The following is a 19,429-nucleotide window of genomic DNA, read 5'->3' on the forward strand; positions in this document are numbered from 1 at the left end:
TACGAGAAGCACTTTGATATATTCCTGGTTTTAAACAAAGAATATAAAATATGCTCTCTGAAGAACAAATAAAATTATTGTTGGCAATAAGGAATAGGGGGGATTCAGTTTTTTCAGCGCTCCCTCGCGGGTTAATTATGCAAAACATGGCGGATATAAATATCCAAAATGCATTGTATGCTACGGTTGAAGCGGATTACAGGCAATTAGCCTCGATTATCGATAATCATCCAATACTTATGTTTATTGAAACGCAGATACGCACTCAGGATGGAGTAGTCATTTCATCAAGTCCATTGAACTATGCTCTTACACAACTCGATACGCTGGCATGGAAATATTTTGAAAGCGTATGTAATCGTTTTCCTGAATATAAGGATCGATTTATCCTCGCAGTGCATTCTGTTGAGGATGTACCTGATATGATGCCTCTTTATAACGCATATGATCATTTTATTGATTTGGGTAAAAAATATTATCTTACGCACCGTCGGGGATACCGTAATGAAGAGCTTGATAATTCTGACTTTCGGGACTTGAAAAAAAGTTGGTTATCACTTGGTTTACAACAAAGATTTTGCCTTCCAAGACATCTCTTGAAAGATATGTGCTATTGCAGCCCACATGATTTGATTTATAACGATATTCTATTAATGACTGTTGAGCCACTCAAATTCAAATTCGAAAATATTGAAGCCGATCAAGCGGTGTTAAATGAATTTGAGGCAAAGCTTCGGCCAATTATGAAAGCACATGATTACTCCCCTATAATTCTTTTTAATGGAACAGGATATCAAGTGGCGTATTTGGGAATAGATAATAATATCGTATGGGATGAAAATCGAGACCAGTTCGGATATAGAAATATTCTTTTCTCGAATTCATCACATCCTTTTAAAGCGCTTGATTTCCCAAACAGTACATGGACTCCAGTGAAAAAAACAGCTGAGCAAAACAAGGATAATATCAAAGAAAATAAGAATAAACGATTATCGTGTATCAAGCTGGATATTTGGAATTTAGAGAAAACTCTATTATTTCCACTGAATAATCATACTCTTTACGAGGAGCGCGATTTAGCTCTGAAGATTTCGAAATCGAAGCCCCTTCTGCCTTTTACAGAAAAATCAGGATTGGGATATGATTATGCATTAGCCAGAGGATTTTGTGAAATGTCGATTGGGTTGTGCGATCCAAGGGGGCTGGGCGGCTTCTTATTTGCAAAGGCAAATGAAGATTATGAGGGAATTAAGACTTTAATTGCATTAAGAACAGAAGAAAGAAAGGAGCTGGCAAGAACATATGGCACTAGCCATACACTCTTTTTATGACGGATACTCTATTGGCTTATATCTGAGCCTACTTCATATTCTATCGAATAAAACTCACAGGCTCCCTGTGCTATAATTGATCAATACAGAAGGGAGCTATTATGAAACGATTTCTTGTTACAGCTCTATGTTTGTGTTTTATCAATTCTCCTGCTTTGGCATTAGATTTTGATACTCATCGAAGCACTCAAGAACGATTAAATACTCAGGATAAAGCAGAGCAAGGTGATGCCAAATCTCAATTAGAATTAGGCATTAATTATGAAAAAGGTGATGGAGTCGCACAAGACTTCAAAAAAGCGGCTTATTGGTATCAGCTTGCTGCTGAGAAAGGAAATGCTGAGGCACAAAATAATCTGGGTTTACTCTATCTAAAAGGTCTTGGGGTGCCAAAGGACAGTAAATTGGCATTAAACTGGTTAAAAAAAGCAGCAAATCAAGGTTCGGCTTTAAGTCAAAATAATCTAGGAATAATGTATGAAAACGGCACTGGAGTTCCTAAGGATCTTCCGCAGGCCTTTCTTTGGTACAAAAAAGCAGCGGAACAAGGAGGGGTAGATGGTCAGTATAACTTAGCGGTGCTTTATATGAAGGGGGTGGTCATTAAAAAGGACATGGAACAAGCGGTCTTTTGGTATGAAAAAGCAGCACAACAAGGAGATCAAGACGCCCAAAATAATCTGGGTGTGATTTATGAGCGAGGGGATGGGGTTAGTAAAGATGTGCATAAGGCAATCAGCTGGTATTCCAAAGCGGCACAACAAGGCTCTGCTTTAGCGCAAACTAACTTGGGTGTGTTGTATATGAATGGCGATGACTCCATTAAAGACAGCAAGCAAGCTCTTTATTGGTTTGAGAAAGCAGCAGCTCAAGGAAATATGAAATCACAAAATAATCTGGCTTTTATGTATGAGCATGGACAAGGTGTTCCTAAAAATATGGAGTTGGCTGTATCCTGGTATTCCAAGGCTGCGGAGCAAGGCTTTGTAATGGCACAGAATAATTTAGGAATTATTTATTCCAGCGAGGGGGAGTTTAACGACTATCAGAAAGCACTTTTATGGTTTAGAAAAGCAGCCGAACAAGGCTATTCTGAGGCTCAGAATAATCTGGGTCTCATGTATATGAAAGGACAAGGGATTCCTGTTAATAACAAAGAGGCTGTGGGCTGGTATAAAAAGGCGGCGGAACAGGGATTGCCTTTGGGGGAACACAATCTGGCCGTAATGTACATGCATGGCCTTGGGGTTAAAAAAGACAGCAAGCAAGCGGTTTTATGGTATCAAAGAGCGGCAGATCAAGGACAGCCTTTAGCTCAGAATAACCTGGCCGTGATGTATATGAATGGCGAAGGCATTAAACGCAACATTGATAAAGCAATTTACTGGTATACAAAAGCCGCCGAGCAAAATCTGGAATTGGCTCAAATAAACCTTGGTTTGATGTATGCTGATGGGAAAGGAGTAAAGCGGGATTTGGCCAAAGCAAAATATTGGATAGGAAAAGCTAAGGAGAACGGTTCTCAGGATGCACGAAATTTATGGAAATCTTACCAACTATGGAAGTATTAGTAAGGCTATTAATTCATTATCGCAAATCTGTATATTATGGTTCTATACTTAAATTAACTATAAAAATCTAATGGATTAGATATATGCCAGCTGGCTTGATACAAAATCCAGAAAACAGACAATGGCGAATTCTATTGGTTTATGACCTTTATAGATTGCTTAGTATTATTTTGTTATTGGGTATGTATTTTTTTAGCATTATCTATCGCCCTCATTCTCCTTTATTTTACAGTATCCTCATTGTTTATTTTATTGCTGCTTTGATTTTTTTATATTTATGGCAGTACCGTCTTTTAAGTTTTGATAAGCAGGTTCTTTTATCTGGAACCGTAGATGTTATTGCCATTTCAAGTATGTTAAGCATTATTGGTAATATGGATTCTGGTTATGGAATTCTCCTAAACGTTACTATTGCTGCTTTGAGTATCCTTGTTCCGGGGCGTTTGGCTATTTTTTTTGCCGCTCTGGCAAGTTGCCTGCTTTTATGCGGTAACGTATTAAAATTCATGTTTGATGATCAACGCGATTTAATCACTTTTTACTATAGTGGTATCTATGGAGCTGGATTTTTTGCTACAGCAATTACTGCTTGGTATCTTTCCAATTGGGTTCGGCAGTCAGAGAATCTTGCGCAACATCGCAGTTATGAATTAGCCAGCATGCAACGAATTAATGAATACATTGTGGAGCGATTGCATTCGGGTATTATTTATGTTGATAAAGATCGACAGATTAAGCTAATTAATTCGGCTGCACGCCATTTTTTTAACATAAATACAAAAAATACTCATTTAAATTTACATCAACTTTCAGAACAATTAGCCTCTAAATTTGATCATTTTATGGTTAAAAACAGTTTAAATGACGGTGTTGCCCAAACGTTGATTGAAGATCCTTATTTAAGAGTCCATTTTTTCGCAACAGACCTTGCTCATCATGCAGAGGTCTTAATTATTTTGGAGGACATGACGTCTCTTGGACAACAGGCACAACAGTTGAAACTTGCGGCTTTAGGGCGCTTCTCCGCGAGCATTGCGCATGAGCTACGTAATCCATTGGGGGCAATTGCTCATGCTGCCCAGTTGTTTGGAGATGAGCATCGATTAAATGCAGATGATGCGCGATTAAAACAGTTAATTATTAATAATTGTGAACGAATGAATGGAGTGATTAAAAATGTACTTCAATTGACCAGGCGCCAACAATCACACCCTCAGGTGAATGACATTGCTTCCTTACTAAAACAATTCAAACACGATTTTTGTCATAGTAATCAATGCGATTTAACGATTATTTTACCAAGAAACAAACACGTTTCCTGCGTTTTTGATAAAAGTCAGCTAGAACAGATACTGGTCATACTCTGTGATAATGCGATGCAGCATGGGCGAGATAAAGATGGAACAGTACGTATTGCTATCAAGGTTAAATTCTCAGCATATACTACGATACTGATGATCAGTGATTCTGGTCCAGGAGTTTCTGCCGAAAATCGGGATAATATCTTTGAACCTTTTTTTACTACCCTGAGAAGCGGAACAGGAATGGGCTTATTTCTTGCTAGGGATTTATGTGAAATAAATCGAGCGAGATTAAGTTTGGTCAATACAAATAAAGGATGCTGTTTTGCTGTTACTTTAAACTCTACGGATGAATTACTGATATGAATAAAAGCAATGTGCTTGTTATTGATGATGAGCCTGATATCAGAGAGTTGCTAACCCTGACCCTGACGCGCATGGGACTAACATGTGATACAGCATCAGATTTTAAAGCGGGAATTGAGAACATCAAACACAATACTTATTCTTTGGTATTGACTGATATGCGATTGCCTGATGGAGATGGCATTGAAATTGTAAAGTTTATTCAAAAACATAAATCTCACATGCCTGTGGCTGTAATTACTGCTTATGGAAATGTTGAAGGAGCTGTAAATACTTTGAAAGCCGGTGCTTTTGACTACGTTTCTAAACCAGTTGATTTGATGATGCTAAAAGAATTAGTTAAAACCGCTTTATCAATGCAAGGTGCTAGCACTATCAATCAGGATGAGGCTTTGGTTGGTGATAGTATGGTGATGAATCAATTGAGAGACAGTATTCATAAGCTGGCAAGGAGTCAAGCTCCTGTTTTTATTCAGGGTAATTCGGGTGTGGGTAAGGAGTTGGTAGCTCAGCTAATTCATGCAAATGGTCCTCGAAAAGACAAACCATTCATTCCTGTAAATTGTGGAGCTATTCCCAATGAATTAATGGAGTCAGAGTTTTTTGGCCATAAAAAAGGGAGCTTTACGGGGGCTATAGCAGATAAAACGGGTTTATTTGTTGCTGCGCAAGGAGGGACGTTGTTTCTTGACGAAATCGCGGAATTGCCATTGTCCATGCAGGTTAAGTTATTACGTGCCATTCAGGAAAAAGCGATAAAACCCATTGGTGAGCTTTATGAGATTCCTGTTGATGTTCGAATTTTAAGCGCCAGCCATAAGAATCTGTCAGATGAAATTCATGAGGGTCGATTCAGGAAAGACTTATATTATCGCGTTAATGTTATCGAATTGCATGTACCCACTTTGGCAGAACGGTTATCCGACATTCCTGCGTTAACAAAAGTAATTTTAACTAAATTGGCTAAAAATCAAAATCGAAAGGCGATTACATTAAGTGAGGAATGTTTAATGCGTTTACAATGCTATCATTTTCCTGGGAATGTTCGTGAACTGGAAAATATTCTTGAGCGGGCGATGGCCATGAGTGAAGGAGATACAATCGAGTTAGATGAACTTCATGTGCCGCAGCACTCTTTTTCATCAAGCGTCTCTTCATCTCTTTTATCGGCTAATCTTTCTGATATTCTTCAAGATCAGGAAAAAGAATTAATTCTGGATGCACTAGAAAAAACAAAATGGAATCGTACTGCAGCGGCTCGTTTGTTAGGAATAAGCTTTAGAACATTAAGATATAAATTAAAAAAACTGGAACTGGATTGAGTGTGAATAAAAATCAAAAAATGATGGCAGTGATTACACCTGTGGCAGCATCAAGGCAACAAATTCATCATTGAAATCTATGAAACCATGGTCTAAGGTTAATTGGCACGAGCATTTTATGGCACGTGATAATCATAATCAAACTAAGGAAAGTTAAAATGAGTTCATGGAATAGTGTTGTTTTCTTAAAAACCAAAAATGCATGGTCTGATTCATCCTCAATCGCTAAAATGAGCGGTGTTGAGAGTTTATGGTCTACTTCTGGTGATTGGGATTGGTGTATCAAACTTGATCCTAAACACTCAACTCCTGAAGAAACTGCAGCGTTTGTGAAAAACTTACGAAATGCTGATTGGGTTGCTGAGACCAAAACAAGTTGGTGGAAGGAAGTTGCTGTTTAATTTACAGCAACGCCGAATGCACGTCATATAGAAAACGTATCCCGTTTTCGTATGACGCGCTCTTAGTTTATCTTTTCGACACAATAATTCATTATTTTATATTTAAATCGCCAGAGTAATAGCGCGACACTAAATCCTGCACCCACTACCATTCCCCACCATAAGCCCGCACCGCTCAAATCAAATCGGATTGCAAGTACATAGCCAATAGGTAAGGCTATTATCCAAAAACTAATAATGGAAATGAATAAAGTAAAACGCGTGTCTTTCAACGCTCGTAAAGCGCCAAATAGAGAGATTCTCATGGCCTCGAACAGTTGAAACAAGCCGCATATAGCCAATAGTTGTGTAGCAATATGAATTAATTCTGTGTTCTTGGGATTGTGAACATCAAAATCAACGGATATTAACGTCAGTGGAATGCTCCAATAGATAAGTGCTATAAAAAACATGACGAATGCGGAAATAAATATTCCGAGATAAGCCGTATGTTCAGCTGAATCTCTCTTGCCTGCACCAAGCAAATGCCCCATACGAACGGTGACTGCCTGAGCAAGTGAGAACACCAAGGCCATTAAAATTCCAAGATATTGTAGGGCAATTTGGTTGGCAGAAAGAACAAGACTGCCAAACGAGCCCATGATCAAAGTTAAGGCAAAGAAAAATCCTACCTCTACACAATACATAAGTCCCATAGGAATGCCCACTTGTATCAGTTCCAGCATGTAAGATTGTTTTGTCAGTGTAAACAGCATACTAAAGTAGGGCTTATAACTTTTGTTGTTAAGAACATAAATAATCAGAAATAACGTACTAATCCAATAGCTGATGGTTAGTCCCCATCCTGCACCAGCGATACCCATAGCAGGAAAACCAAATTTACCAAAAATAAGTAGATAACTAAAAAATATTGTTAGTGAAACCGAGAGCATATTAAACATGAGTATGAGGCGTGCCCGTCCTAATCCCATCATTACTTCAATCAGAGCGATCATGATCACATTCGGCAAAACACCCCAAGCTATAGCATGTAAATAAGTGTTAGCCAGTTGAACAATGGTGGTGCTTTGACCCAGAAACCGGAATAGCGGAGCCATATTCCAAAATAGAATAAATATGGGTATGGCTAGCACAATGGCTAGCCAGCATCCATCACGAACCACTAAAAGGATTTCTTGTTCATCACGTGCTCCGTGTTTGTGAGCGACTAAAATGTTTATGGAACTTAAAGTGCCATAAAGGATAACCACCACCGTGCCGAATAACCAGCTTACCAGGGAGCCGGCTGCGAGAATATCCGGGCCTAGATGCGCAAGAAACATGGTTTCAAAAAACCAGGATGATGACTGGAGCAAGCCAGTTAAAGCCAGAGGTATCACCAACGTTAATAAGGGATAGAAATTTTCTTTGAACAGCTTCATTGCGTACCTTTGACTAATTTCAATACGATCTCAATTTACATCATGTTCGAGCATGTTATTAGATGATTCTTTTTTTATAATTTTTTGATAAACCGTAGCAATTTTTTCACCATCCCAAACATAACTCAAATGCACTCCTTGCTGACATTTATGTATGGTATTCGGTTTAAAGAGTGCGTAGTTTGTTCCCTCTGAGCGTACTGAGTGATATATCAGACCAGCCTCTTGTTGTTCTTTAATCTGGGTTCCTAAAAGCTGGCTTTGGCTGTAATCGACAGGAGAGTAAACCGGGCTGTTTTTTTTATCCAATGGAGTGAGATCAAATAAATCAGCGCTGAATTCTGCAACTAAACTACGCATAGCTAATTCTTGAGGCGGCTCATTAGTAAAGGATAGAAAGAGCTCTTTATGATACACCGTTTCTGCGATTGCGGTATTTAATGATTCCGCAGCATAATATATTCCATAATCACCATTAGAAAAGCGGCTGCCATTAGGATTGATATGAGTAAAGGCGGCCATCACATAGCCACATCCAGGAACTGCATAAAGCCTTTGCTCTTTGGGTACTAAATCCAAAAGGCCAATTTCTTCCTGAATTCTGGGGTTTGTCAGCATTTGTATCGCAAACAGTGCGTCATATTCCTCCGGGCTTGCTACGTCTTCAAATAAATGGATGGGAGGAAATTGAGACGGAATAACGCGATAACAACGCTGTAGAGCAAAAGTTATTTTATTCAGAGAGGCTAAAGTGACCATTATGCTTTACCGCCTCGTTCTGCATTAAGTCTGCTGGCAACAGCCCAGAGATCCACTACTCGGCCTTGCATCATAATATCCATTGCGGAACGTCCATTGTAAAATGGAGCTTTATTTGGTTTTCTTACCCATTGATGTACTGATTCCTGATTGGAAAATAATATTCTTAAAGCGGCATGGATATTTAATATATAGGAAATTCGCTCTGTTATATCATGACTGAACGTTGCATGCTCTGGCGCGTTTTTATATTTAAACCAGGTTGAGCGTTTCAGGCCAAGCAAAACAAGGGATTCTTCCGTAGTGCATTGCCATTTGTCGAAAATATTTAATACTACTTTAAACGCAGTTTGTATGTGTTCTTTGGCTATATTGGAAGAGGTTTGTATTGGAATCATGCTTGGTTCCCATGCACTGTTTAGTCTAAATATAGACTAACAGAGACAAGAAGTCCATATATAGACTAAGAGATTTGAGCTGTTCTTCACAAAAACGATAATTTCTATTAATTCTCAACCATATATTTTATTTCATCAATCTTGGCTTCAATACGGGCGGTTAGATAAGCATCATTTTTAGATAAATTACGTGCAACTTTTAATTGAGCTATAGCTGCTCGATGCTGTCCTTCAAGTAATAAGCATTGAGATTGAGTAAAGTAGGCATAACTTTTTTGGTGCGATTCAGCTTGGGCACGAGCCAGCTCCCTACAAAGAGGAAGGTCTTCTTTATATTGCCTGCTTCCTTTAAGTAAAACGCTGGTTGCTTTATCCGCTTGATTTGCTGCGAGTAATCCCTGGGCATAAGCCATTAATGCGGCATAATTATCCGGATAATTGTTTTGTAGTTCTGCTAAGCGGGTAACTGCTGCTTTATGTTGAGATAAGCCAAGCTCTGCTTGAGCCATCGCTATTTGAAAATACAGATTATCAGAGTGGGTCTCAATAATGGGTTTTAAACGAGTTGCGGCTTTTTGATATTCATTATTATTTAATAATGCAAGCACATAACCATATTGGCAGGCTGTAGAACTGGCTCTCTTATGACATTGATGTTCATAATAATCCAATAATTGTTTGCTCTGAGGAGTTACTGAAACTCTGATGAGTTCCTTAAACAGTGCATAATCGAGTGAGTCGATGCGATTCTTTTTCTCTAGGCGAGCTGTGCGGTTTTCCGCCTCAGCAATACGATCGGCATCCAGGGGGTGGGTACGTAAAATGGCAGGTACATCAGCAGAATAAAAATAACGAGAATGTTCCTGCATTTTACGGAAGAACGCAGCCATTCCTCGTGGATCATAGCCCGCTTTTATGAGCATATCGATGCCGATTCTATCTGCCTCTTTTTCTTTGGAACGCGTAAAATTAATATTATCTTGTGAAAAACCCGATAGGGCTCCCATCATTGCCCCCATTCCTACCGTTGGATTTAATGCACCTAAGGCTATAGAGGCAAGCATGGACGCAAGCATGGGCACACGCATTTGTTTTTGATGTTCAATCATGCTGTAGAGATGATGTAAGCGGACGTGCGCTATTTCATGCGCCATAACAGCCGCAAGCTCACTTTCATTTTGCGTTGTTAGTATTAGCTGGGAATTAATCCCTATGTATCCTCCTGGGCCTGCAAATGCATTGATTTCTCGGGATTTTACTATGAAAAAATAAGGTGATTTAATTCGCCCATAATAAGAGAGTTTTTTTCCAATCTGGTTAATAAACTGGTTAGCTAATGGATTTCGTTCAATACTATCTGACTGATTAATTAATTGAATAAATTGTTGTTCCAGTTGCTCCAGCTCTTTCGTGGAGTAAGGTGATAAACCACCTGCAAAGGATGGTTGCGCTAAAATAAATAGCAAAAATAGCCTTGCCAAGGTAAATAATTTGGAAAAAGTGGCAGTTATCTTATATTTTAAGTTCAATTTAATCATTAGGCTACTCAAAAATTGAATAATTTGTTATCATTCGTGCACTTTTATATTATGGCTAATCGATGCACGAACAGTTTCTGCTTGCAGCACTTAAACAAGCCAAACTAGGCAGGGGGTTTTGTGCGCCCAATCCCAGTGTTGGTGCCGTGGCTGTGCAAAATGGAAATATTATAGCACAAGCTTACCATCGAGGCGCAGGAACTCCGCATGCCGAACAACTATTGTTAGCACAATTTCCCCCTAAAACGCCAGGAATAAGTTTATATATCACACTCGAACCTTGTAATCATTGGGGGCGAACTCCTCCCTGTGTCAAGGCGATTATCAATCATGGAATCGAAAAAGTATTTTTCGCCTATCTGGATCCCAATCCACTAGTGGCTAAAAATGATTCATCGGCTCTATTACGAGAACAGGGCATTGAGGTGACTCATTTACCAGTACCTGAAATTGATGAATTTTATAAAAGCTACGCATATTGGACCATAACACGCAGACCTCGAGTCACTGTTAAAATGGCTCAATCACTGGATGGGAAAATTGGCTATCCAGGCGACACGCGCTTCATTTTGTCTAACGCTCTGTGTTCTGAGTTTACTCATGTACAGCGTGCCGCAAGTGATGTAATCCTTACTACCTCCAAAACAGTGAGGCAGGATAATCCACGTTTAAATGTCCGTTTAAATAATAGTGAACAGGCAAAGCCAGTAGCAATTATCGACAGGAAGCTGGATTTAAATGAGGCCCCACTTATTTTTTCAACAGCAAGTCATTGTCACATCTATCATGCACCGGATGCAATAGCACCAGAACACCAATTAAACCATCCTAATCGTACTTATCATGCTATGCCGGGCTCACAAAGAATAATGGACTTAAGTGCTGTAATTGCTCATTTGGGAGGTTTAGGGTTCCATGATGTTTGGGTCGAGGCTGGAGGGGCACTCTTTAGTGCATTACATCGAGAAGGGCTGGTTCATCGAACTTACCTGTATATAGTACCTATCTATTTAGGTGAAAAAGCAGTCTCGATATATCCCCATGTGGAACTATTTGATTGCAAAAATAAAGTTTCTTGGCATGAAATGGGAGACAATATGGTAGCATGTATCGATTGGCAGGAGGTTTAGTGTTTACTGGTTTAATAGAAAAGACGGGAGAAGTCCTGGCTAACGATAAAAGTGATAATGGTGCCCGGTTGGTTATTTCATCACCTTTTACAGAGCTGCAGGTTGGTGAAAGCATTGCTGTAAATGGTGTTTGCCTTACTTTGTTACCCACAGAGGCTGCAGAATTACATTTTGATGTTTCTCCTGAAACGTTACACATTACTACGCTGGGTAACTTGTTAGCTGGTGATCGAGTCAATCTGGAGCGGGCCATGTTCGCATCAACGCGATTTGGCGGTCATTATGTCAGTGGTCATGTAGATGCGACAGCTCAGGTAAAGGTACTACAGGCAATTGATGAATACATCGAAATAGAGATTGATGGTTTTAATTCATCAGCAATGCTTTATTTAATACCCAAAGGAAGCATTACTGTCGAAGGTGTCAGTCTGACGATTAACGCAGTAACACAGCATTCCATTAAATTAATGCTGGTCCCTCATACTCTGTTACATACTACTTTAGAAGGGTTGCGAGTGGGGCAGCATGTAAATATTGAATTTGATTATCTTACCCGTATTGTTGCTCATCAGCTTCAAATTGCCGGGAAGTTGAACTATGAGGTAGAGTCATGAAACATTCATTAATCAGTATAGAACAGGCATTAGAGACGCTCAAAGCCGGAAAAATGATTATTTTAATGGATGACGAGGACAGGGAAAATGAAGGCGATCTGGTTATGGCTGCTGAGTATGCTACTCCTGATGCTATCAATTTTATGTCTCGTTTAGGTTGTGGATTAATTTGCTTGCCTATGGCTGAGGAATTAATCGATAAGCTTAAATTACCAATGATGGCTCAACATAACAAGTCTCCCTATGGAACTGCTTTTACTGTTTCAATCGAGGCCGCACATGGCGTTTCCACCGGCATCTCTGCCAGTGATAGAGCACAAACAATTAAAGTTGCTATCGATTCAGCAAGCTGTGCGGATGATATAATATCTCCAGGACATGTCTTTCCATTGCGTGCCAGAAAAAATGGTGTTTTGGAGCGAGCAGGACAAACAGAAGGCAGTGTTGATTTGATGCGAATAGCAGGTTTAACTCCTGCTGCTGTTATTTGTGAAATTATAAATGAAGACGGTACTATGAGTCGCCGTGATGAGTTAGAGCTTTTTTCCAGGAAGCATCAGATCCCAATGGTGACTATCAAGGATTTGATAGAGTATCGTATTCGCCATGAACATCTGGTCAGTGCTGCTGCAAGCACGAACCTTCCATTAAATGATCATGGCACATTCACCATGACGGTGTTTGATAACGTGATGGACAAGGCAGAGCATTTTGCTTTAGTTAAACCCCCTTTATATGGAAATCGTACTCCTTTGGTTCGTATTCATTCAGAATGTATTACAGGGGATGTTTTTGGTTCTTGTAAATGTGATTGCGGGAAACAACTGGAATCATCTCTTGCTCAAATAGCGGCGGAAGGGGGAGTATTAATTTATTTACGCCAGGAAGGACGTGGTATTGGTTTAGCTAATAAATTAAAAGCCTATGCTTTGCAAGAGCAGGGATTGGATACCGTTGAAGCTAATTTAGAATTAGGTTTACCAGCTGACTCGCGAGATTATGCAATTGCATACCAAATACTCAAACATCTTGGTATTGAAGCAATTCGAATGTTAACTAATAATCCTTTGAAAATAGCTTCATTGGAATGTTATGGCATCATTGCTGAACGTGTTCCTTTAGAGATTGAGCCCACGAATGAAAATCGTGGATATTTAACAACAAAAAAACAAAAGCTGGGGCATTTGTTAGCTATTGATTAGGATGAACATGAACATAATTCAAGCGAATGGTAAGGAACTAAAAAATACATTCTCTATCGCGGTGGTCGTGAGCACCTTTAATGAGCCGATTACTACCGCATTAAAGCAAGGTGCTTTGGAGCGCTTGACTGAGCTTGGTTTTGAGCCAAATAAAATTACCTTGGTAGAAGTGCCGGGGGCTGTAGAGATTCCATTTGTTGCGCAAAAATTAGCAAAACAAAATAAAGTGCAGGTAATTATTGTGCTAGGAGCTGTTATTCGTGGTGAAACAACTCATTATGATTATGTTTGCGATCAGGTCAGCCAAGGATGTCAGCGAGTGATGCTGGATTACGATGTACCAGTAATTTTTGGCGTTCTCACGACGGAAAATGAAGCGCAGGCTTGGGACAGATTAGGTGGTAATCACGGACATAAAGGTAGAGACGCAGTGGATTGCGCAGTGGCTATGCATTTAATTAATCAGCAATTGCAATAAACGCTTGGCCGCATTTGAGCATTAGGCAACATCTCACTGCGGGGTACGTGATAAAGTAAATTAATAAATTTGCTAAATTTATGTCATTTATATTCTCATTTTGGTAGAATTAAACCCCGTTTACATGCGAATTAAATTTAGTGCCAATTAGGTGGAATACGGCATTTTGAACGGGGTCAAAAATGACAAATTATATTTTTATTACAGGCGGTGTGGTTTCTTCTTTAGGGAAGGGCATTGCTGCTGCATCTCTCGCGGCTATTCTTGAGGCGCGGGGTCTTAGTGTTACTCTCATTAAACTTGATCCATACATCAATGTAGACCCTGGTACTATGAGTCCATTTCAACATGGAGAAGTGTTTGTAACCAATGATGGTGCAGAAACTGATCTGGATTTAGGGCATTATGAGCGTTTTGTTAAAACCACCATGACAAAACGAAATAATTTTACATCCGGAAAAATTTACGAAAATGTAATTAAAAAAGAAAGAAAAGGTGATTATCTGGGCGGAACGGTTCAGGTCATTCCTCATATTACCAACGAAATCAAAAAGTGCATTAAACAAGGTGCTGATGGTTTTGATGTTGCTATGGTTGAAATTGGTGGCACAGTTGGTGACATTGAGTCGCTACCCTTTTTGGAAGCCATCAGGCAAATGCGGATTGAATTAGGGGCTCAACGTGCTTTATTCCTTCATCTTACATTAGTTCCCTATATTGCGACCTCTGGTGAAACAAAAACCAAACCCACGCAACATTCGGTTAAAGAACTCCGCTCTATTGGTATTCAACCAGATATTCTTATATGTCGTTCCGAGCAGGCAATATCTCCTGCTGATCGCGCTAAAATTGCATTATTTACCAATGTTGAGAAAGAGGGTGTTATTGCACTTGAAGATGCTAAAAGCATCTACCAGATACCTATGATTTTACATGAGCAAGAGCTTGATGAAATCGTGGTGAAAAAATTCGGTCTGGACGTCAAGCCGGCTGATTTGAGTGAATGGCAGAATGTAGTGGATATGCAAGCAGTTCAAAACATGAAAGTTAAAATTGCTATGGTTGGCAAATATACTGAATTAAGTGATGCCTATAAATCCATTAACGAAGCCTTACTGCATGCAGGAATACACACTCAGACTAAAGTTGAAATTGCATACCTAGATGCAGAACTCATCGAAAAACATGGTTCTGTATTGCTTGAGGGAGTGGATGCGATTCTGGTTCCCGGCGGTTTTGGCGAACGAGGTGTAGAAGGTAAAATTTTAGCAATTCAATATGCCCGTGAACATAAAGTACCTTTCTTGGGTATTTGCCTGGGAATGCAAACAGCAGTAATTGAATTCGCCCGAAATGTAGTGGGCTGGAAGGGGGCAAATTCTACCGAATTTAATAAAGAGAGCCCCTATCCTGTTTTAGGCTTAATCAGTGAATGGATGGATGCTGATGGCAGCAGACAAACTCGTGATGAACATACTGATTTGGGTGGTACGATGCGTCTTGGGGCCCAGTTATGTCAATTGGAAGCAGATACTTTAGCACGTAGTGTTTATGAAAAAGCCCAAATTATTGAACGTCATCGTCATCGTTATGAAGTAAATAATAAATATGTGGAAGAATTGGTACGGCATGGTTTAATTATTTCTGGCCGATCAGCAGACAATAGTCTTGTTGAAATGGTCGAATTAGCTGATCATCCCTGGTTTTTGGCTTGCCAGTTCCATCCTGAATTTACTTCAAATCCAAGAGAGAGCCATCCGCTGTTCAAGCAATTCGTACTTGCAGCTCGTAATAAACATCAAGAAAAGGACAAAGCATGAAATTATGTGGATTTGAAGTAGGCATCGATAAGCCATTATTTTTAATTGCAGGTCCTTGTGTGATCGAAAGTGAAGCCTTAGCTTTGGAAACTGCCGGCTATTTAAAAGAAATGTGTCAGCAGTTAGGTATTCCTTTTATTTATAAATCGTCTTTTGATAAAGCGAATCGTTCGTCTATTTCCAGCTATAGAGGTCCTGGTTTTGAAAAAGGTTTGTTGATATTAGAAAAGGTCAAAGCACAAATTGGGGTTCCAGTGTTGACTGATGTGCATGAAGATACTCCCTTATTTGAAGTGGCTTCTGTTGTTGATGTGCTACAAACGCCTGCTTTTTTATGCAGACAAACTAATTTTATTCAAAAAGTTGCTGCCTTGAATAAACCAGTAAACATCAAAAAAGGTCAGTTTTTAGCTCCTTGGGAAATGAAACATGTCATTGCAAAAGCCAAAGCAGAAGGTAATGAACAAATAATGGCTTGCGAACGAGGGGTAAGCTTTGGCTACAATAATCTGGTTTCAGACATGCGCTCTTTAGCTATAATGCGTGAAACTGATTGCCCTGTAGTTTATGATGCGACCCATTCTGTCCAATTACCTGGTGGTAATAACGGTGTTTCAGGAGGCCAAAGAGAGTTCATTCCTGTGCTGGCAAGAGCAGCGGTAGCCGCCGGGATCTCTGGTTTATTTATGGAAACCCATCCAGATCCTGATAAAGCGTTAAGCGATGGACCAAACAGCTGGCCTTTAGCTAAAATGAAACAGCTATTGGAACATTTAAAGGCAATTGATACAGTATATAAAAGTACTGGTGAAATAAGCTTATAAAACCTTTTCCATGAATAAAAAAGACGCGCCTTTGGGCGCGTTAATCAGTGAGCTTATCGCTAATCCTCGTGCCGAAGCATGGTCATTCTGACACGATAAAGGCGCTTGGCCGTTTTAACATAAAACCATATTGGCTGTTGGTCTCGGAGTTTCTGATTCAGTCATTTTGAAGAAACGTCCTGTTTCGGTGTAAGTCAATGCGACAATCAGACTCTTCATGAAATGTATGGATCTTAATTTTTTATCGTCATTAAATACGCACTGAACACAGTACCGCATTCGCATAAGCTGGACCTGTGTGCAAATGATTGATAATTTGGTCTGTCTTTTTAGAGAGTCGTCCTTCTCCTAAATAAAAAAAGCGGTATCCGCATTCCAGGGGAGCTTTGCCAAATACTTTGGCTAATTGCAGCCCTACGCCTGCTGTGGCACTGAACGTGGTTGAAGAGTGCCCTGAAAACGCATTATCGGGAATTGTGATGCCTCCATCTAAAGACTGCTCGGCAAATCCATCCGCGCGCATGAAATTAGGACCAATGCCTGCATCTACAGTCAGTGACATATTGGGAACGGGAAGGTTCGCTTTTGCTTTCGCTGCTGCATAAACAGGATAATGGGTGAGGTGATAGCTGTAGGATAAATTGGTGAATAAATCTTCTTGAACTACCGTACCTGATACCGACGTTTTGGGTAAATAAAAGAAATTAACGCCGTAACTTAGCTGCACTCGCTCTAAATTCTGCCCGTCTATAAAATAGCCCAGCCCAACTAGGCCATTTGAATCATCTCGCTTGGTTAACGTAAAGCTATCACCAATTAAACCATCAATGTCAATGTGCTGTGCTTTGCCTTGATGGCTCCAATAACCGCCCGCTTGAAATATAATATGACCTTGTTTGAAGGCTGATATAAATGACGAGGAGCTCAATTGATGAGACGAATCAACTACAGAACCAGAAATAGCTGATTGACTGGAATAAGCTAAACTACAAGTGAATAACAGAACACTACTTAATACCCTTTTTTTCATCAATGATCCTTTGTGAAATTACTATCTTTTCATAACAATTAGTTCCCGAATTGAAGGGGTATTCTAATCGTATTAACCTAAATTAACCTTTTGATTTTACATTTAAAAATGAGATTAAAGGGCGTGGGTATCATTTTATCCTAAATTTACTTGCATTTACTATAGCCAACGTAGCAACTGTCCTGAATTTTTATTCAAGACAGTTGCTACGTTGGCTGATTGTGAGCGATGACGTTGTGCTCTAATCTTGATTGTGTTGCTGCTTCATTTGGACTATCATAAAGATTCTTATTACCGCATGCATCTTATTAATTAAATGCAATTAGTATACGCTATTAATGGAGTTCATGAGCGGTTCAGGAATTCCTCTTAATAAGTTCCCCACATAAAAACATCGCACCCTTTGTTCAAAAAATTACAATGAATGTTCCTTATGTGTGTCTTCATCATTGGGGTATTGTTGGTGAGTGGGCTCGTAATCACTAAAAAAAAGTATCGTCTTGTTTTTACTAATAGATGTAAGGGGGGGGATTGGCTCTACTTGTACTGGGGTTGGGAGTATTTCGGTCATCATTGTTTTTTGCCAATGCCATGCATCTCTTACCATATCTGACAGATTGCGTGTTGCTTCCCATGATAACTTGTTTTTGGCTTTGGAGGGATTAGCCCAATATTCAGCTAAATCGCCATCTCGTCTGGGTTGTTTAATCAACGGAATTCTAATGCCATTTTCTTGCTCGAATGCTTTAACAACGTCTAATACAGAGAAGCCTTTTCCTGTACCTAAATTAAAAGCCTCATAGCCGCGATTATTTTTTTGATATTCTAAAGCAGCCAAATGTCCCTCTACTAAATCCATAACATGAATGTAGTCTCGCACACCGGTACCGTCTGTTGTTTTATAATCAGTGCCAAAAATCTGAAGGGCCTCGTATTCACCTGATGCTACTCTAGTAATATAAGGCATCAAATTATTAGGTATACCCTTAGGATTTTCACCTAACTTACCACTTGCATGAGCGCCTAGTGGATTGAAATATCGTAAGGCCATAACAGACCATTTGGCGTCAGAAGAGCATATATTCTGCAGCATCTGTTCTGTTATTAATTTTGTATGACCATAGGTGTTCACTGGATTTTTGGGGTGCTCTTCAGTATAAGCAGTACAATCAGACGTGCCATATACAGTAGCAGATGAAGAAAATATTATATCATGTACATTTGCTGCTTTCATTGCTTCAAAAAGATTTAAGCTGCCCGTGACGTTATTGGCGTAGTAAGCAATAGGATTTGTTTTTGAGTCAGCAACAGATTTTAAACCTGCAAAATGAACAACGCAATCATATTTGTGTTCGTGGAAAATCTTAGCAAGAGCGATGGGATCTTTTAAATCAGCTTCAAAAAAATCAAATGTCTTGTTTGTTATTTCTTCAATGGTTTTTTTTACGGAGATTGACGAGTTCGAAAGATTATCAATTGCGGTAACCTCATGTCCAAGTTCTAGTGCTCTAACAATAAAATGACTACCAATATATCCCAAGCCGCCAGTAACTAATATACGCATTTATAATGCCTCTTAATCGAATACATACAAGTGTGCTAATTATAAACATGATAGCTTAAAGGAGTATTAAGAATATGAGGCATTATAAGGATCAGCTTTGTACACGACAATTCTCTTTGTTGCTCTAAAGTGATCATTCTTGTATAGGCGCACAAGTATTCTGGGAATTTGCCTCATAAAAGAATGTCAGAGTAATTCAGTCTAAATTTGGATTTAGGGAGCGTACCGATTAAAAATGTACCATGCTGCTCATGAGCCCGGATTGCAGAGGGGCTGCATCCGGGCTGCTTTTGGTTTCTTAAAGTGTAGTAGCTCAGACTTGATCTGACAGTGTCCGGTTTTTCGGAAGTGTCTGTCAG

At 39.5% G+C, this 19,429-nt stretch carries 18 protein-coding genes; 11 read left to right on the top strand and 7 right to left on the bottom strand.

What is annotated here, in order from left to right; genetic code table 11:
- Positions 1-50 precede the first annotated feature (50 nt).
- The 5 genes from Q0495_RS08740 (at position 51) to Q0495_RS08760 (ending at position 6,292) form a co-directional block, all read left to right on the top strand.
- Complete coding sequence (locus tag Q0495_RS08740) at positions 51-1,331, top strand: hypothetical protein (RefSeq protein WP_298625065.1); 1,281 nt, start codon at positions 51-53, stop codon at positions 1,329-1,331.
- A gap of 101 nt (positions 1,332-1,432) precedes the next feature.
- The gene (locus Q0495_RS08745; protein ID WP_298625067.1) at positions 1,433-2,902 is read left to right on the top strand and encodes a tetratricopeptide repeat protein; all 1,470 of its coding nucleotides are present in this window, start codon (positions 1,433-1,435) and stop codon (positions 2,900-2,902) included.
- An 83-nt stretch (positions 2,903-2,985) separates the two neighbouring features.
- Entirely contained in the window at positions 2,986-4,569 is a 1,584-nt protein-coding gene (locus Q0495_RS08750; RefSeq protein ID WP_298625069.1) for an ATP-binding protein, read from the top strand.
- Positions 4,566-5,891, top strand: coding sequence for a sigma-54 dependent transcriptional regulator (locus tag Q0495_RS08755; protein WP_298625071.1), 1,326 nt, complete (start codon positions 4,566-4,568; stop codon positions 5,889-5,891). Before Q0495_RS08750 ends, Q0495_RS08755 begins: the two co-directional genes overlap by 4 nt.
- Before the next feature lie 158 nt (positions 5,892-6,049).
- Positions 6,050-6,292 carry a hypothetical protein gene (locus Q0495_RS08760; RefSeq protein WP_298625073.1) on the top strand — a complete coding sequence of 81 codons (243 nt, stop codon included), beginning with the start codon at positions 6,050-6,052 and terminating at the stop codon, positions 6,290-6,292.
- A gap of 62 nt (positions 6,293-6,354) precedes the next feature.
- On the opposite strand, the gene Q0495_RS08765 is transcribed toward Q0495_RS08760, so the two are convergent.
- From Q0495_RS08765 to Q0495_RS08780, 4 genes are all read right to left on the bottom strand, one after another.
- On the bottom strand, positions 6,355-7,713 hold the full coding sequence (locus Q0495_RS08765; RefSeq protein ID WP_298625075.1) for an MATE family efflux transporter: 1,359 nt from the start codon (positions 7,711-7,713) through the stop codon (positions 6,355-6,357).
- A 30-nt stretch (positions 7,714-7,743) separates the two neighbouring features.
- Positions 7,744-8,472, bottom strand: a complete 729-nt coding sequence (locus Q0495_RS08770) for an RES family NAD+ phosphorylase (RefSeq protein WP_298625077.1) — start codon at positions 8,470-8,472, stop codon at positions 7,744-7,746.
- Positions 8,472-8,870 carry an MbcA/ParS/Xre antitoxin family protein gene (locus tag Q0495_RS08775; protein WP_298625079.1) on the bottom strand — a complete coding sequence of 133 codons (399 nt, stop codon included), beginning with the start codon at positions 8,868-8,870 and terminating at the stop codon, positions 8,472-8,474. Before Q0495_RS08775 ends, Q0495_RS08770 begins: the two co-directional genes overlap by 1 nt.
- A gap of 107 nt (positions 8,871-8,977) precedes the next feature.
- Complete coding sequence (locus Q0495_RS08780) at positions 8,978-10,408, bottom strand: M48 family metalloprotease (protein WP_298625081.1); 1,431 nt, start codon at positions 10,406-10,408, stop codon at positions 8,978-8,980.
- A 62-nt stretch (positions 10,409-10,470) separates the two neighbouring features.
- On the opposite strand from Q0495_RS08780, the gene ribD reads away from it, so the two are divergent.
- The 6 genes from ribD to kdsA all read left to right on the top strand — a co-directional run bounded on the left by ribD (position 10,471) and on the right by kdsA (position 16,476).
- The gene (gene ribD / locus Q0495_RS08785; protein ID WP_298625083.1) at positions 10,471-11,538 is read left to right on the top strand and encodes a bifunctional diaminohydroxyphosphoribosylaminopyrimidine deaminase/5-amino-6-(5-phosphoribosylamino)uracil reductase RibD; all 1,068 of its coding nucleotides are present in this window, start codon (positions 10,471-10,473) and stop codon (positions 11,536-11,538) included.
- Positions 11,538-12,152 (top strand): riboflavin synthase, encoded by a 615-nt coding sequence (locus Q0495_RS08790; RefSeq protein ID WP_298625085.1) that lies wholly within the window; start codon positions 11,538-11,540, stop codon positions 12,150-12,152. Before ribD ends, Q0495_RS08790 begins: the two co-directional genes overlap by 1 nt.
- On the top strand, positions 12,149-13,354 hold the full coding sequence (gene ribB, locus Q0495_RS08795; RefSeq protein WP_298625087.1) for a 3,4-dihydroxy-2-butanone-4-phosphate synthase: 1,206 nt from the start codon (positions 12,149-12,151) through the stop codon (positions 13,352-13,354). The genes Q0495_RS08790 and ribB overlap by 4 nt, the downstream gene beginning before the upstream one ends.
- A 7-nt stretch (positions 13,355-13,361) precedes the next feature.
- Positions 13,362-13,832, top strand: coding sequence for a 6,7-dimethyl-8-ribityllumazine synthase (ribH, locus tag Q0495_RS08800; RefSeq protein WP_298625089.1), 471 nt, complete (start codon positions 13,362-13,364; stop codon positions 13,830-13,832).
- A 182-nt stretch (positions 13,833-14,014) separates the two neighbouring features.
- Complete coding sequence (locus Q0495_RS08805) at positions 14,015-15,652, top strand: CTP synthase (RefSeq protein ID WP_298625091.1); 1,638 nt, start codon at positions 14,015-14,017, stop codon at positions 15,650-15,652.
- Positions 15,649-16,476, top strand: a complete 828-nt coding sequence (kdsA, locus tag Q0495_RS08810) for a 3-deoxy-8-phosphooctulonate synthase (RefSeq protein WP_298625093.1) — start codon at positions 15,649-15,651, stop codon at positions 16,474-16,476. Before Q0495_RS08805 ends, kdsA begins: the two co-directional genes overlap by 4 nt.
- Positions 16,477-16,726: 250 nt before the next feature.
- Here kdsA and Q0495_RS08815 read toward each other — a convergent pair whose 3' ends face one another.
- The 3 genes from Q0495_RS08815 to Q0495_RS08825 all read right to left on the bottom strand — a co-directional run.
- Positions 16,727-17,506 (bottom strand): hypothetical protein, encoded by a 780-nt coding sequence (locus tag Q0495_RS08815; RefSeq protein ID WP_298625095.1) that lies wholly within the window; start codon positions 17,504-17,506, stop codon positions 16,727-16,729.
- 415 nt (positions 17,507-17,921) lie between these two features.
- The gene (gene galE, locus Q0495_RS08820; protein WP_298625097.1) at positions 17,922-19,070 is read right to left on the bottom strand and encodes a UDP-glucose 4-epimerase GalE; all 1,149 of its coding nucleotides are present in this window, start codon (positions 19,068-19,070) and stop codon (positions 17,922-17,924) included.
- A 173-nt stretch (positions 19,071-19,243) separates the two neighbouring features.
- Positions 19,244-19,429 (bottom strand): hypothetical protein (locus tag Q0495_RS08825; protein WP_298625099.1); only part of this gene is annotated, 186 nt, incomplete at its 5' end.

Source organism: uncultured Legionella sp., assembly GCF_937871865.1.
Classification (GTDB): Bacteria; Pseudomonadota; Gammaproteobacteria; order Legionellales; family Legionellaceae; genus Legionella.

Coding starts and splice junctions, on each gene's coding strand:
- Q0495_RS08740 (WP_298625065.1), top strand. CDS start 51: ATGCTCTCTGAAGAACAAATAAAATTATTGTTGGCAATAAGGAATAGG.
- Q0495_RS08745 (WP_298625067.1), top strand. CDS start 1,433: ATGAAACGATTTCTTGTTACAGCTCTATGTTTGTGTTTTATCAATTCT.
- Q0495_RS08750 (WP_298625069.1), top strand. CDS start 2,986: ATGCCAGCTGGCTTGATACAAAATCCAGAAAACAGACAATGGCGAATT.
- Q0495_RS08755 (WP_298625071.1), top strand. CDS start 4,566: ATGAATAAAAGCAATGTGCTTGTTATTGATGATGAGCCTGATATCAGA.
- Q0495_RS08760 (WP_298625073.1), top strand. CDS start 6,050: ATGAGTTCATGGAATAGTGTTGTTTTCTTAAAAACCAAAAATGCATGG.
- Q0495_RS08765 (WP_298625075.1), bottom strand. CDS start 7,713: ATGAAGCTGTTCAAAGAAAATTTCTATCCCTTATTAACGTTGGTGATA.
- Q0495_RS08770 (WP_298625077.1), bottom strand. CDS start 8,472: ATGGTCACTTTAGCCTCTCTGAATAAAATAACTTTTGCTCTACAGCGT.
- Q0495_RS08775 (WP_298625079.1), bottom strand. CDS start 8,870: ATGATTCCAATACAAACCTCTTCCAATATAGCCAAAGAACACATACAA.
- Q0495_RS08780 (WP_298625081.1), bottom strand. CDS start 10,408: ATGATTAAATTGAACTTAAAATATAAGATAACTGCCACTTTTTCCAAA.
- ribD (WP_298625083.1), top strand. CDS start 10,471: ATGCACGAACAGTTTCTGCTTGCAGCACTTAAACAAGCCAAACTAGGC.
- ribB (WP_298625087.1), top strand. CDS start 12,149: ATGAAACATTCATTAATCAGTATAGAACAGGCATTAGAGACGCTCAAA.
- ribH (WP_298625089.1), top strand. CDS start 13,362: ATGAACATAATTCAAGCGAATGGTAAGGAACTAAAAAATACATTCTCT.
- Q0495_RS08805 (WP_298625091.1), top strand. CDS start 14,015: ATGACAAATTATATTTTTATTACAGGCGGTGTGGTTTCTTCTTTAGGG.
- kdsA (WP_298625093.1), top strand. CDS start 15,649: ATGAAATTATGTGGATTTGAAGTAGGCATCGATAAGCCATTATTTTTA.
- Q0495_RS08815 (WP_298625095.1), bottom strand. CDS start 17,506: ATGAAAAAAAGGGTATTAAGTAGTGTTCTGTTATTCACTTGTAGTTTA.
- galE (WP_298625097.1), bottom strand. CDS start 19,070: ATGCGTATATTAGTTACTGGCGGCTTGGGATATATTGGTAGTCATTTT.